Origin of the sequence: Ornithinibacillus bavariensis, assembly GCF_050433565.1 — a bacterium.
GTDB lineage: Bacteria > Bacillota > Bacilli > Bacillales > Amphibacillaceae > Ornithinibacillus > Ornithinibacillus bavariensis.
Genome location: NZ_JBNPWZ010000002.1, coordinates 345382 through 360029 on the forward strand (window position 1 = coordinate 345382; position 14648 = coordinate 360029).

The following is a 14648-nucleotide window of genomic DNA, read 5'->3' on the forward strand; positions in this document are numbered from 1 at the left end:
TTAGTCAGGAGTTTTTTTCATTAGTGAGGAGGGCGTTTAGATGGGGCTCCGATTTATTATAGGTAGGTCAGGAACTGAAAAAAGTAACTATGCATACAAAGAAATAAAAGAAAAATCAATAGGTAACCCCCAGGGTCCGCCGATTTTTTATATTGTTCCAGATCAAATGACCTTTGAACAGGAGTATGCCTTGTTCCGAGACCGAGGATTTCAAGGGAGTATTCGAACACAAGTAACAAGTTTTTCTCGTTTAGCTTGGATAATTTTACAGGAAACGGGAGGTGCTACAAGGAAATTTATTAGCTCTGTAGGAATACAGATGATGCTCCGAAAAATTATTGAGGAAAAAGAAGGGGATTGGCAGGTTTTCCAAAAAGCAGTTGAGAAACAGGGCTTTTTGAATCAGCTTGAGAAAATCATCACGGAATTCAAGCGATATGACATATCTCCAGAGGCTTTACTTGCACAAAGACATTGGATAAATCAATATGCTCATAAGGAGCCAGGGGAGGTTTCTCTAGTACAAAAACTAGATGACCTCCATTTTATCTATGAAAAATTAGGACAAGCATTATCCGGTCAATATGTTGATAGTGAGGATCAATTGAGTCTTTTAGCGGAGAAGATAGAAGAGGCAAAATCTCTAGAAGGTGCGGAAATCTATTTTGACGGATTCCACCGGTTTACACCAAAAGAATTAGTAGTAGTAGAAACACTACTAAAAAAATGTAAGCATGTGACAGTATCATTAACAGTAGACCATGTGGATAGTCCAATTATTTCTGATTTAGATTTATTTCATCAGACAAAGGAAACCTATCAAACCTTAAAGCAAATTGCTGAATTGAATGACATTAAAATAGAGGATCACGTAGTTCTATACCCTGAGGATAGTGGATTTCAGAATAGACCGTATTTCATTCATTTGGAGCGTTATTTTGATGTACGTCCGGCGAGAGCTTTTCATGGTGATGCTCCTATACTCCTTGCAGAAGCAGTACATCCACGTGCGGAAATTGAAGGGGTTGCACAGGAGATATTGCGATTAGTTCGTGAAGAAAATTACCGCTATCGGGATATAGCAGTATTGATCCGTCAAACAGAAACATATCAGGATATTATTTCAACTATTTTTGAGGATTACCATATCCCTGTATTCATTGATGAAAAACGGACGATGTTAAACCATTCCTTGATAGAGTTTATACGTTCTGTATTAGAAGTAGTGGAGGCCAACTGGCGGTATGATGCAGTTTTTCGTATGCTGAAGACGGGATTTATTCCAGCTACTGATAAAGAATATCCTTTAACCAGTGATGCAATTGATGAGCTAGAAAACTATTGCTTAGAATATGGAATTCGGACAAGAAAGCAGTGGCTAAGTAAGGATGATTGGATTTTCCAGCGATTCCGTGGCTTTGAACAAGCAACACAGACAGATATTGAAAAGGAAATGCAAATACGAATCAATCGCTATCGTAAGCAGGTGATACAAGCTCTAGGTAGCTTTGACGAAGCTATTAGAGCCGCAGAAACTATACAGGAAATTTGTTTAGTCCTGTTTACCTTATTAGAGAACATAGGGGTATCAGCAAAACTTGAGGAAATGAGAACCTACTTTGATGAGAGTGGTCAACTAGAAAAGGGACGTGAACAGGAGCAGGTCTGGAATGCCATCATTGATCTATTGGATGAAATGGTGGAGTTGTCAGGAAGTGAAGGGATGTCCTTATCGACCTTCCGTGTTACGCTAGATGCAGGGCTAGAAACGTTAAAGTTTTCCCACGTACCTCCAAGCATCGACCATGTAATTGTTGGAACCATTGACCGTTCGCGAATTAGTGGAATCAAATGCTCATTCTTAGTAGGTGTTAATGAAGGGGTATGGCCATTAAAGCCCCCATCAGATGGAATGATTAACGAGGTGGAGCGTGAATTATTAGCATCGAGCGGAATGAAGCTTGCGGATACAAGTAAAAGACAGCTTTTAGATGACTGGTTCTACATGTATTTAGCCTTTACATCTGCTTCTGATTATTTGTGGGTTAGTTATCCGCTAAGTGATGAGGAAGGAAAAGCGAAAATGCCATCTCAGCTAATCAAACGGATGGAGGATATGTTTCCATCCTGTAAAGAGCATCTTCTATTGCAGGATCCGGATGAGTTATTTGAAGCAGACCGTTTTATTACTACGCCTATTAAAACAAGATCTGCGCTCACAACTCAGCTAGCTAGAAGTAGAAAAGGATACCCTGTAAAGCCTGTATGGTGGCATGTCTTAAATTGGTACATGGAGAATCATAGTAAGTATGATACAACGTACACCATATTACAGAGTTTATATTATGAAAATACACCAACAAACATGGATACAGCAACAGTTGAACAACTATATCCGAGAGAACTAACGGCAAGTGTTTCTCGATTAGAAACTTATTACAGCTGTTCGTATCAGCATTTTGCAAAATATAGTTTAGGGTTAAATGAACGAAGAACATATAAATTAGATGCACCAGATATTGGGAACCTTTTTCATGAGGCATTGAAAATGATTACCGAATGGATACAAGAAGAGGGACGAGATTTTGCCATTTTATCTAAAAAGGATACCGATGCTTATGCAGAACGTGCCGTTACGACTCTTGCTCCAATATTACAGCATCAAATTTTGCATAGTACCAATAGGTATCAATATATTCAATACAAGTTACAGCAGGTAATTGCACGAGCAGCCTATGTCCTCAGTGAACAGGCAAGATTAAGTCATTTTTCACCTGTTGGTTTAGAGCTTGGCTTTGGTTCTAAGCAAGATCGATTAAAGCCTGTAACATTGACATTACCAAACGGATATGAAATTAGGCTTCGCGGTCGGATTGACAGGGTAGATAAAGCAATCAATCAAGAGGATTTATATTTGCGAATCATCGATTATAAATCTAGTGCAAGAGGACTAGACATGGTAGATGTATACTATGGAATTGCTTTACAGATGCTTACTTATCTAGATGTTGTCTTATCCCAATCGGAGAGCTGGTTAGGAAAAAAAGCGACACCAGCTGGTGTACTTTATTTTCATGTACACAATCCGATGATCACAGGTGATTCCCGATTGTCTGATGAAAAATTAGAGGAAGAAATATTTAAGAGTTACAAAATGAAAGGCTTATTGATTAATAACGAAGAAGTTATTCAGATGATGGATACATCTCTGAATACTGGATTTAGTCAAATTATCCCAGCTGGTTTGAAAAAGGACGGAGCATTCCGATCTGACTCTAAAATCGCAAGTAATGAGACATTTCAAGACTTACGGAATCATATTCATGATCTCATGTTACATGCTGGGATTGATATTACGAGTGGAGCTGTTCACTTAAATCCGTATCAAAGAAAGCAAAAGGTAGCTTGTACATTCTGCCCGTTTCTATCTGTATGTCAGTTTGACACCTCCCTTGAAACCAATCATTTTAGAAGATTGTCCGAAATGAAAGAGGATGAGGTATTAGAGAAACTAAGAGAAAAGGAGGGGGATATCAATGGTTAAATGGACAAAAGAACAAGAAGCAGCTATTTATACGGAAGGCAGTGATGTATTAGTTGCAGCAGCGGCAGGTTCAGGTAAAACGGCAGTACTTGTAGAACGAATTATTCAAAAGCTATTAAAAAAAGAAAAACCAGTTGATATTGATTCCCTTCTCGTTGTAACGTTTACAAATGCTGCTGCACAGGAAATGCGAAATCGTGTTGGACTTGCCCTAGAAAAAGCATTAGAACAAGATCCAACATCAGTTCATTTAAAAAAGCAATTATCCCTTTTACAGCGTGCATCGATATCAACACTACATTCCTTTTGCTTAGATATCGTGAAACAATATGCATACTTACTCGACATTGATCCAAGTTTTCGCATTGCAAATGATATGGAAGCAGATCTTATGCAGCAAGATGTTCTCGATGATTTATTTGAGGACTGGTATGGTAAAGAAGGGGATGGCCAGGAGAAATTTTTTCAAGTGGTTGATCGTTTTTCTGGAGATCGAAACGATGTGGATGTAGAAAAGCTAGTTCTATCCCTTTATAATTTTGCAATTCAAAGCCCATGGCCAAATGCATGGCTCGATGAATTAGCTGCAGTTTATCAGATTCCTGAAAATTGGTCAGAGGATCAGTTACCCTGGTTACAAATTATTAAACGGGAACTAAAGGATACGTTTAGCGGTATAGAACAAGAAATGACTCATGCGCTTAAATTAACGAAGGAAAATGACGGCCCATATCAATATACGGAAACGATATTAGCTGATATGGAAATGCTTAAGCAAGCAACTTCTTTATTAGATAAATGGGAAGAGCTTCAAGTATTTATGACAACTAATGATTTTTCTCGACTCTCTACGAAAAAACAAGATTGCAATGAAGATAAAAAAAGTAAAGTGAAAAAGCTGCGTGACAGCTACAAGGCTCGCTGGAACAAGGTGAAAAGTAACTGGTTTAATCGTAATCTTGTATCACATATAGAGGACATGAGGGAATTAGCTCCAGTGGTTAAATCACTTACAGAAATTGTGAAGGATTTCATGGAACGATTTACTTTGGCGAAGCGTGAGAAAGCTGTTGTAGACTTTTCAGATTTAGAGCATTTATGTTTGCAACTATTAATCGAAGGAGAGCCATCTACGATAGATGCGCCAAAGCCATCGAATGTAGCAAAAAATTTGCAGAAACAATTTAGTGAACTATTAATAGATGAGTATCAGGATACAAACTTAGTACAAGAAACTATTTTAACTTTGATAAGTGATCAGGTAGGATCTGGAAACATGTTTATGGTAGGCGATGTAAAACAGAGCATCTACCGCTTTAGACATGCAGAGCCATCTCTTTTTATCGAGAAGTATAAACGTTTTGCTATGGAAGGTAGCTCAAGGACTCGAATTGATTTGGCTAGTAATTTTAGAAGCCGTGAACTTGTATTGATAGGTGCTAATTATATTTTTAGACAGATACTCGATGAGAATCTTGGAGAAATAAACTATGACCAGGATGCAGAGTTAATTTACGCTAATAAAATGTATGACAATTTGCCATTGGCAGAACCAAATCCAGAGCTTATTATAATTGACAGAGAGATGCCTGAAGAAATTATGCAGGAAGATGAGGATGCAGAGGAAAATTATCAGGATCTAGAGTATGCTCAGCTTGAGGCGAGGGTATATGCGAAGAAGATAAAGCAATGGATTGGAACGCAAGGTAAAGCACCTCTTCAGGTTGTAGATAAAGCAACGGAAAAGCTCCGGGATGTACAATATCGAGATATTGTTATTCTCTTACGTTCCATGACATGGGCACCTACAATTGTCGATGAGCTAAAAAAACAAGGAATTCCTGTTTATGCAGAGCTTTCAACTGGATATTTTGAAGCAATCGAAGTGAAGATTATGATGAATCTTTTAAAGGTTATTGATAATCCTAGACAGGATATTCCACTTGCTTCTGTTCTGAAATCACCAATTGTTGGGCTAAACGAAAATGAACTAGCTAAGGTACGACTAGCAGACAGACGCAATTCGTATTACGCGGCTGTAGAGAAGTATCTTCAAGAGAACGAGGATCCAATATCGATAAAATTAGTTCGTTTTACAGAACTGCTCGATCAATTCCGACTTGCTTCAAGACAAGGAGCATTGTCGGAATTGATTTGGCAAATTTATCGTGAGACAGGATATTATGACTTTGTTGGGGGAATGCCTGGTGGTAGACAACGGCAGGCAAATCTAAGAGCATTATATGACCGTGCAAGAGGCTATGAGAATACTTCCTTCAGAGGATTATTTCGCTTCCTTCGTTTTATAGAGAGAATGGAGGAAAAGGGAGATGATCTTGGAGCAGCAAGGGCATTAAGTGAACAGGAAGATGTCGTTCGGATTATGACGATTCATAAAAGTAAGGGACTAGAATTCCCGGTTGTTATTGTTGGGGCAATGGATAAGCAATTTAATATGCAAGACTTAAGACAAAATTATTTGTTGCACAAAGACCTAGGATTTGCTTCAAAATACATTGATCCCGCGAAAAGAATAACATACCCAACCTTGTTCTACCATGCGTTAAAAGAAGAAAAAAGGCGAGAGCTACTTGCCGAAGAAATGCGTGTACTCTATGTAGCATTAACAAGGGCAAGAGAAAAGCTTGTTATGGTTGGAAATGTTGCCTCCTTTACAAAGAAACAGGAAAAATGGGAGTCCATTATGGAGCATTCAGAGTGGATACTTCCAGCTCATTTTCGTATCCGTTCAACCTCTTATCTAGATTGGGTTGGCCCTGCACTCATGCGACATCACCAAACAGAGGTTTTACGTACAGAGGAAGTGTTGGATGCTGTATTAGAAGAAATTCGTGTTGATCCATCTGAATGGGAAATTACAATTCTTCATGGAAGTGAACTAACGAATTATGAAGAGGAATTAGTGGAGGAAGACGTAAAGTTAAAAGAAAGAATTAACATGTGGCAACCGGTAGAATTAGATAGTTCAACCATGGATCACTTTGTTAATGAACGATTGTCTTACCAATACCCTTATACAGAAGCAGCACAGTCAAGAGCAAAGCAAAGTGTCACAGAGATTAAGCGCCAGCGACAAATAAAGGATGAGTATAGTGCAACTCAAATACTACAACCATTTCAGACACCTATAGTAAGAAAACCATTATTTTTGCAAAAGGAAAAGACACTTTCCGCCGCTGAAAAAGGTACAGCAATGCATACGGTAATGCAGCATCTTCCCTTTAAAAGAAAGATGTCTAAAGAGGAAGTTTTTGAATTTGTAGAAAAGCTAGTAGAACGGGAGATTCTGAGAAGACCAGAAGCGGACGGAATTGATGTGAAGGCAATAGTGGAATTTTTTGATACAGAAATTGCTGAACATATGCTTACCGTTGAAACACTATATCGTGAAGTTCCATTTAGTATTACACTTCCTGCCAGTGAGGTCTATGCTAATTGGCAAAGCGAGACCGATGAGCAGGTGCTAGTACAGGGAGTATTTGATGTGTTAATACCATCTAATAATGGTTGGATAATCTTAGATTATAAGACAGACTTTATTGAACAAGAGGTCACTGATGCAGTTATACAAAAATTGGTGAACCGATATAAGGTCCAGCTAGATCTATACCGGCATGCACTTGAAACCATATGGAAAGCCCCAGTAAAGGAAACGTATCTATACTTCTTTAGCAAACAATTATTAGTAAAAGTATCATAAAAGAAAAATCCGTCTCTTCAAAAGATCCTTTCCTTTTAGAGACGGATTTCTTATGCATTGGCTGTTTGATTTTGATCATTGACATCTGGGTCAATAGGATTTGTTAGGTTTGCCCCTGTATTCGTATTAATGAAGTCCCCAGTGTTCAAAGATCCTGAGCCAGCAGATGTTTTAGACGAGCTCTTTGGAGAAAGATAAAAAGCATCCCCAAAATTTACAACACCGCCACCTACATTATTAATTTTGATTGGCCCGACAATTGATGGCATGTAATACACCTACTAAAAAAATAAGAATTTACTTTAAAATATGATAAAGGATGAAAATGCGTGTATACTCTAGTCCATATTTTCCTCTTCTTGTTTAATTATTCGAATATGTTTTATTCTCGATTCCGCATTAATATAATCAATTCCACCAAATTGGACTCCAGCTGCTTGAGTTACCGCTTGGATCGATACACAATTTACAGAAATGATACCGTCATGATGGTTGTTTTTTGAGACTACTGGTATCGGGTTCTCTATCCACTTTGCTGGTAGCTGAAAAATGGGATAATAATGATAATGGACATCATACATTGTATTCCATACATTTCCTTCACGTTGTACAGCGATAGCTTTTGACCTTGGGGAAAAATTAACGGTGTCTCCAATATTAAATATTCCACTAAAGGTCATCGTATTTAAATCTACTTCTTTAATTTGAACTAGCCGGTGTAGAATAGGTATCACCCCATTATGTTTGAGGAGCTAGTGGAACTAAAGCCCCAACAATATACGATTCTGGGGGAGTATCAAAAAAAGAAGATAATTTCATTTCCTTATTATCTCCTATTAGGAAAACAGAGGATGAGGCAACTGCTTCAATACCGACATTTCCAACACATATTCCCCAGTTATGCACCTCAATATTCATCTAGTCCTCTCCTTTTTCAGTATTAGATTTTGCCATGAATCGTTCTAGAGAAAGGTAAATCTCTTTTTTTATTTGATCAGCTATATAACTCTCGATTTGACTTGGATCTGTCAATTGTTGCTCTCTAGCCTCTTTATCATAAAACTTTACCCTGTCAGGAATTTGACCTAACATATCATGGATCATATCTCCTTCCAGTCTTTTATCAACTGGTTTATTGTACTGTTTAGAAAGACGTTGTATGATTGCTGGACCTTGTTCATTGACAAATCCGTAAAGATTAGGGATAAGGGATTGCTGATAAATTGCTGGTAGTGTTGGGTTATTCTGTACAGTTGGATTTGGTATATTTAAATCATCAATATTTGCAAGCTCCTGAGGAGATAATCCGATATGAAGTGTTCCTTCCAAACGTTCAATTTTTAGCTGATCAAAATGGTATTCGATCCTGTCAATTGAAGTACCACTATTTGCTTGTATTTGTTTCTCCAATTCATTAATTCTCTCTTCAAGTAATTTAATTTGTTGATTCTGATTTGCTGCAATTTGCTGCAGTTCGTAGACATAATTATAGTTGTTGTTCCATCCATACATATTCATTTCTTTATTCCCCTTCACTAGTACCATTTAGCCCTTCTGTTATGTGGGCTAATGCCTAAGATTATCTTATGCAGTATGTTAATAGTTGTGCAATTTTTACCTTGCTAGGGGAACTATTGGAATTGCTTCTTCCTCTATTTCTGCTGCTTCAGCAGGTTCCGTATATCCACCAGTGTTATAAAGCTCGGACCTTGCCTGAATTGCTCCACTACTACCAATTTGTAAAACAGATGAGTTAGCTATGGATCCAACCTTTATTAGATTGATATGGATGGATTGGTGAACCGTAATATTCATCATATTCACTCCAATTTATTTGGTCTCCTGGTCGATAATATCTTTATCGTATACATAATTATAAGAATTACTGATTTGAACACGTGTCCCATTACCAGTATTAAAAGATCCACCACCAGTATATGTCTTCGCTGAACTCACTGGGTTTATAGAAAATACATCACCAATATTAAATACTGCAGATGATGAAACGTTGTTTACTTTTACAGCTCCTACATTCGCTGGCATATGAATCCTCCTCATAGTTAGTTTATGTTGGATTGGGGAATTGTTGAAGGGTGTGAATGAGATAATCATTCATCTAGTAATCAGGAGTGATGAGCCTGTTAAACGGGAGATTACGCCAGACTAAGGAAAGTATGCACCCCAAGAAATAAAAGAGATACCTCCAAATATAGAATGCATGTCAATAATTCAAACGATGAATCCAAAAATTAAAAGTACATGAAAATATGCCGCACATAGTATATATGCGGCATCATACAGTTAACCCTTTAGTACATCTTTAATTTGTTCGATTGCCCATTGTAAATCATCTTGTTCAATAACTAATGGAGGTGCAAAACGAATTACGTTTTCATGCGTTTCTTTGCATAATAGGCCTTTTTCCTTTAGCGCTTCACAATAAGGTCTTGCAGATTCGGTTAGTTCAACGCCAATAAATAAGCCTTTTCCTCGTACTTCTTTAATCTTTGGATTGTTAATGCTTCTCAATTCACTCATCATATAGTTCCCAAGCTCAAGTGAGCGTTCGGCTAAATTTTCTTCTAATAGAACCTCTAGGGAAGCAAGGGACACTGCACATGCAAGAGGATTTCCACCAAATGTAGAACCGTGTGATCCAGGATTGAATACTCCTAAGATATCTTTATTTGCTACTACACAGGAGATTGGCATTACACCACCACCAAGTGCTTTACCAAGTATATACATATCTGGTTCAACGGCTTCCCAATCACAAGCAAACATTTTACCAGTACGGCCAAGACCTGCTTGAATTTCATCGGCAATGTAAAGAACATTATTTTCGTTACATACTTCATATGCTTCTTTTAGAAAACCTTCTGGTGGAATTACGATACCAGCTTCTCCTTGAATTGGTTCAAAAAGGAAACCAGCTGTATTTTCAGTAATTGCAGCCTTTAATGCTTCGATGTCACCATAAGGAATAAGTTTGATACCTGGTAGCATTGGCCCGAAACCACGTTTGTATTCAGCCTCTGAAGAAAGCGAAACCGCTAACATTGTTCGACCATGAAAGTTTCCTTCACAGGCAATAATTTCAGCTTTACCTTCAGGAACACCTTTGACATCATAAGCCCATCTACGTGCTGCTTTTACTGCAGTTTCAACAGCTTCTGCACCAGTATTCATTGGTAATGCCATATCCTTATTTGTAATTCTACATATTTTTTCGTACCATGGTCCAAGCTGGTCGTTATGGAATGCACGGGAAGTGAGTGTTACTTTTCCTGCTTGTTCGATTAACGAATCAATAATCTTCGGATGCCTGTGCCCTTGGTTTACTGCTGAATAAGCACTAAGCATATCCATATATCGATTTCCTTCAGGATCTTCAACCCAAACACCCTCTGCCTTTGAAACTACTACCGGAAGTGGGTGATAGTTTTTAGCACCGTAAGTATCCGTTTGTTTCATAATAGATTCACTTAACGTCATAAAAAATCCCTCCTATATTAAAAATGTAACATAACTATGAGATTTATTAAACAGATTTTGTTGTTCCTGTTGGAAGCAAGGATCACGTGTCTAATCCATCTCCCTCATGAATAAAAACGTCAGTATTTGTCAATAATTTTTCATATGTATTAGTTAACGGACATGGTATGATAGATTAGAAGTAGTATGACCCTAAATTTCATAATACATAGGAGGAATAGAATGAATACACATTTACATGTTACTGCATGGGTTCTGGCATTCATACTGTTTTTTGTTACATTAGTTCTACATAAACAAGGAAAAGACAAAGCAGCAAAAATTGTACAAATGATACTTCGTTTAGATTATTTAATAATCTTAATTTCTGGTGGACTACTAATCAAGAATTACTTTAATGGTAGCCCGATGATGGTAGAGGCAATTATCAAAGGGTTGGCTGGTATTTGGGTAATTGCTGCAATGGAGATGACATTAGGTAAAACGAAAGATGGTGACTCCGCTACGGCTGGATGGATTCAATTAGTTATTGCGTTTGCAATTACTATTGCTTTAGGATTCTTCCGATTACCAGGCGGTTTTATGTAAAAAAATGGAACAGTCTTTTCAGCTATTTGTCTGAAGAGACTGTTTTTTTATGGAGAATTTTTTACAAATTAGATGTTATCATTGACTATTTGTCTGAAAGGTTAATAATAGAAAAGAATGACAAAAAAGTTGGAGGAAAAAAATGAAGAAATTTATTATGCTAACATCAGCAATTCTATTATTTACATATATATTTCCAACTATCGGATATGCGAAAGGTAATGACATACAGGAACAAATAATCTATTCCATTTTGGTAGACCGATTTAATAATGGTGACCATGCATTTAGTGAAGAGGTTCGTTTAGATGATCCATATGCTTTTCATGGTGGGGACTTAAAGGGGATACAATTAAAACTCGATGACTTAAAGGATTTAGGTTTTACAACAATATCCTTATCTCCAATTATGGAAAATGCAACAGATGGCTATCACGGTTATTGGGTGGAAGATTTCTATTCTGTCGAAGAACAATTCGGGACGATTGAGGACCTGAAAGCATTAGTACGTGAAGCACATAAACGAGATATGAAAGTAATGATTGAGCTTGTGAACAATTATGTGGCGAGCACAAACCCAATTGTTACCGACACTGCTAAATCAGACTGGATAGTATCAAACAAGAGAGTTGATTCAACGAATGAACCGTGGCTTGATAGTGTCATTGTATTAAATCAATCTAATCCAGAGGTTCAGAATATGCTAATTGATGTGGCAAAATATTGGCTTCATGAAACGGATATAGATGGATTTACCTTACATGCAGCAGACCAATCGAATCCTGTTTTTTTGGAGAGACTCACCAATGAACTTAAGACAGAGAAACAGGATCTGTACATAGTTGCGAATGTTCTCTTGGATAAGACACCCGATGCTCTCCTTCAAATACCTTCAATAGACGTGGTAGAAAATCCGGAGCTATCGAAGAAAATCGTAGAGGTATTATCTCATGTTGATTCTCCCGTTTCTGACATTTTTCATACTTGGCAGGAACTTGGGAATAGGAACGGACTTATTTATGTTGATAACAAAGTCATGGATCGATTTGCACAAGTTGCTGGTATGAATGGAAGAGATGATGTAAATACGTGGCAGCTTGCCTTAGCATACATGTTAACTAGTCCTGGTGTAACTTCTATCTTTCAGGGTTCAGAGATTCCAATGTATGGTGTTGGTTTAGAGGAAACAGAGAAGCTGGTAGATTTCAACAGTGGAGACCCCGATCTAAAGGAAGTCTATTCGAAAATATTATCATTAAGAACTAATTTTCCAGCTCTCCAATACGGGGATACCGAATTAGTAGGATCAGATCATGGGATGCTCGTATTTAAACGGACTTATAAGGACGAAACGATGTATATTGCTATTAATAATGATAGTGTACTTCGCTCTGTTTCTATTACAGATTTGGATTCAAACTTACAACTACGAGGACTTCTTGGCGATGATATTGTCCGACAATTAGATAATGGCGAATATAAGATTGGCTTGAAACGGGAATCAGTTGATGTATACATAGTTGAGGAAAATAGTGGAATAAATTGGGCTTTTATTGCTCCAATTGCCATTGTTCTTGTTTTATTTCTTGTAGCAGTTATTTATTTAGGATGGAAACAAAGGAAACAGGAGAATGATTAAGAGAGAGCAGCATTGTAATGATGCTGCTTATCTTATATTGTAAGTGTTACGAACATTCTGTATAATTGATTTACGCTATGCAATACTTTTGGGGGGATTATATGTGAAGGATTCTATTGGTTTACGAATATTTCTATTTATACTAGTTACTACTGCAATATCTATCTTCATGTACATGTTGTCTTTCATTTCAATGGTTTTGGGTGGGGGCAATTTTTACATACCTTTTTTTATCTTGTTCGCAATAGGGATCTTATGTTTTATTTTTAATGGATTCTTTCCATTTGTGCAAGGGAAAAGGCTCCGAAAATATGTCATTAGTTTTTTTACGATTGCAGTAATTTCTGTTGTTATTAATGAAGGGATCAATGCATATGTTAGAGGAATCCCTACCATGAACACGGATCTTGATCTGTATGATTATCAGCCATTTAAGAATGGTACAAAGGCGGTAACCTTAGACGAACCTTCTTTCTTTCAAATAGAAGGGGACCTTCCGATAATTGACGGAGCAACTGCTATTTATCCCGTATACGCTGCCTTTGCACAAGCTACTTATCCAGAGAAGGATTATGATGTGTACGATAGTGAAATCATGTCCAATAGGACCCCTTATGCCTATGAAAATATAATTTATCAAGACGCTGATATAATCTTTGCACTAGCTCCGTCCGCTGAGCAAATTGAACAGGCCCTTAATTCCGGGGTAAACCTAACCTTAACTCCAATTGGAATGGAAGCGTTTGTTTTCTTTGTTAATTCAAAGAATAGAATAGACAACTTAGCATTAGAGGAAATAAAAGGAATATATTCAGGTGAAATAAAGAATTGGAGAGAATTAGGGGGAGAAAATGATTCTATTAGAGCGTTTCAACGACCAGCAAACAGTGGTAGTCAAACGGCTCTACAATTATTGATGGGAGATACAGCGATTATGAATCCGCCAAAAGATGATATTGTTAGTTTAATGGGTGGGATCATTGAGGAAACAGCAGATTATAAAAATTTTAAAAATGCAATAGGATATTCTTTTCGAAACTTTTCGATGGAAATGGTACAAAATAAATCGATTCGCCATCTAGCTATTGATGATGTATATCCAACAATAGAAACAATAAAGACTGGAGAGTATCCAATTACTTATCAGATATATGCTGTGACAGCTGGAAGTACAAATTCAAATATACAACCTTTCAAGGAGTGGATATTGTCTAGACAGGGACAGACTATCGTAGAAAAAACGGGTTATGCACCAATCCAGAAGGAAGAAGAACATGTATTATATTCTATTCTAACTGATAAGATTTATCGTGTTCTACTGGAAGAGGAATATGTTTTACCATCACAGGAGATTGATGCACCGACTCTAAGAAGAAAGTATCTTATCCTCAATGGGAAACAAGGTGAATCCTATACCTATTCAGAAATGGTGGTGTTAAAGTCACAAATAAAGGATTTTAATGATGCAAAAAATTACTTAGCAGCTAAGAATCCTAAGGCTTTACGTCTATTACCGAATACGATTGTGGATCAGAGTGTCCTATTAAAGTGGCAGAAAGAAGGGTATAATCCTGAGCAAGAATACTGGGAGGAATCACCTAAAGGGCTAACAATGGAAGATATATAGATTAATAAAGAAATAACTCACAGGTCTTATCGAG

Annotated in this window: 12 protein-coding genes; 5 read left to right on the forward strand and 7 right to left on the reverse strand. The window is 37.3% G+C overall.

The features are described from left to right. Nucleotides 1–40 precede the first annotated feature (40 nt). Nucleotides 41–3544 (forward strand): helicase-exonuclease AddAB subunit AddB, encoded by a 3504-nt coding sequence (gene addB / locus HNR27_RS05610; protein WP_429339065.1) that lies wholly within the window; start codon nt 41–43, stop codon nt 3542–3544. After that, entirely contained in the window at nt 3537–7265 is a 3729-nt protein-coding gene (gene addA, locus HNR27_RS05615) for a helicase-exonuclease AddAB subunit AddA (protein ID WP_429339066.1), read from the forward strand. The genes addB and addA overlap by 8 nt, the downstream gene beginning before the upstream one ends. A 50-nt stretch (nt 7266–7315) precedes the next feature. Here the strand turns inward: addA and HNR27_RS05620 are convergent, their stop codons facing one another. The 7 genes from HNR27_RS05620 to HNR27_RS05650 all read right to left on the reverse strand — a co-directional run bounded on the left by HNR27_RS05620 (nt 7316) and on the right by HNR27_RS05650 (nt 10760). Further along, nucleotides 7316–7534 carry a spore germination protein gene (locus HNR27_RS05620; RefSeq protein WP_429339067.1) on the reverse strand — a complete coding sequence of 73 codons (219 nt, stop codon included), beginning with the start codon at nt 7532–7534 and terminating at the stop codon, nt 7316–7318. A 69-nt stretch (nt 7535–7603) separates the two neighbouring features. Further along, nucleotides 7604–7999 carry a spore germination protein GerPE gene (locus tag HNR27_RS05625; protein WP_429339068.1) on the reverse strand — a complete coding sequence of 132 codons (396 nt, stop codon included), beginning with the start codon at nt 7997–7999 and terminating at the stop codon, nt 7604–7606. Nucleotides 8000–8003: 4 nt separating this feature from the next. Beyond that, nucleotides 8004–8183, reverse strand: a complete 180-nt coding sequence (locus HNR27_RS05630) for a spore gernimation protein GerPD (RefSeq protein WP_212919245.1) — start codon at nt 8181–8183, stop codon at nt 8004–8006. Further along, nucleotides 8184–8783 carry a spore germination protein GerPC gene (gerPC, locus tag HNR27_RS05635; RefSeq protein ID WP_429339069.1) on the reverse strand — a complete coding sequence of 200 codons (600 nt, stop codon included), beginning with the start codon at nt 8781–8783 and terminating at the stop codon, nt 8184–8186. A 96-nt stretch (nt 8784–8879) separates the two neighbouring features. Beyond that, entirely contained in the window at nt 8880–9080 is a 201-nt protein-coding gene (locus tag HNR27_RS05640; protein ID WP_212920016.1) for a spore germination protein GerPB, read from the reverse strand. A 15-nt stretch (nt 9081–9095) separates the two neighbouring features. Next, the gene (locus HNR27_RS05645) at nt 9096–9308 is read right to left on the reverse strand and encodes a spore germination protein (RefSeq protein WP_212919247.1); all 213 of its coding nucleotides are present in this window, start codon (nt 9306–9308) and stop codon (nt 9096–9098) included. Between the two features lie 258 nt (nt 9309–9566). Continuing rightward, entirely contained in the window at nt 9567–10760 is a 1194-nt protein-coding gene (locus HNR27_RS05650) for an ornithine--oxo-acid transaminase (RefSeq protein WP_429339070.1), read from the reverse strand. A 222-nt stretch (nt 10761–10982) separates the two neighbouring features. On the opposite strand from HNR27_RS05650, the gene HNR27_RS05655 reads away from it, so the two are divergent. From HNR27_RS05655 to HNR27_RS05665, 3 genes are all read left to right on the forward strand, one after another. Then, nucleotides 10983–11348 (forward strand): YisL family protein, encoded by a 366-nt coding sequence (locus tag HNR27_RS05655; RefSeq protein ID WP_212919249.1) that lies wholly within the window; start codon nt 10983–10985, stop codon nt 11346–11348. Nucleotides 11349–11490: 142 nt separating this feature from the next. Continuing rightward, nucleotides 11491–12987 carry an alpha-amylase family glycosyl hydrolase gene (locus HNR27_RS05660; protein WP_429339071.1) on the forward strand — a complete coding sequence of 499 codons (1497 nt, stop codon included), beginning with the start codon at nt 11491–11493 and terminating at the stop codon, nt 12985–12987. A gap of 103 nt (nt 12988–13090) precedes the next feature. Then, on the forward strand, nt 13091–14614 hold the full coding sequence (locus tag HNR27_RS05665; RefSeq protein ID WP_429339072.1) for a PstS family phosphate ABC transporter substrate-binding protein: 1524 nt from the start codon (nt 13091–13093) through the stop codon (nt 14612–14614). Nucleotides 14615–14648: the final 34 nt, after the last annotated feature.

What these genes read in the sequence shown, in the direction of transcription:
- HNR27_RS05640 (WP_212920016.1), bottom strand. Translation starts at nt 9,080, where the DNA reads ATGAATATTACGGTTCACCAATCCATCCATATCAATCTAATAAAGGTT.
- HNR27_RS05630 (WP_212919245.1), bottom strand. Translation starts at nt 8,183, where the DNA reads ATGAATATTGAGGTGCATAACTGGGGAATATGTGTTGGAAATGTCGGT.
- HNR27_RS05655 (WP_212919249.1), top strand. Translation starts at nt 10,983, where the DNA reads ATGAATACACATTTACATGTTACTGCATGGGTTCTGGCATTCATACTG.
- HNR27_RS05620 (WP_429339067.1), bottom strand. Translation starts at nt 7,534, where the DNA reads ATGCCATCAATTGTCGGGCCAATCAAAATTAATAATGTAGGTGGCGGT.
- addB (WP_429339065.1), top strand. Translation starts at nt 41, where the DNA reads ATGGGGCTCCGATTTATTATAGGTAGGTCAGGAACTGAAAAAAGTAAC.
- addA (WP_429339066.1), top strand. Translation starts at nt 3,537, where the DNA reads ATGGTTAAATGGACAAAAGAACAAGAAGCAGCTATTTATACGGAAGGC.
- HNR27_RS05650 (WP_429339070.1), bottom strand. Translation starts at nt 10,760, where the DNA reads ATGACGTTAAGTGAATCTATTATGAAACAAACGGATACTTACGGTGCT.
- gerPC (WP_429339069.1), bottom strand. Translation starts at nt 8,783, where the DNA reads ATGAATATGTATGGATGGAACAACAACTATAATTATGTCTACGAACTG.
- HNR27_RS05645 (WP_212919247.1), bottom strand. Translation starts at nt 9,308, where the DNA reads ATGCCAGCGAATGTAGGAGCTGTAAAAGTAAACAACGTTTCATCATCT.
- HNR27_RS05660 (WP_429339071.1), top strand. Translation starts at nt 11,491, where the DNA reads ATGAAGAAATTTATTATGCTAACATCAGCAATTCTATTATTTACATAT.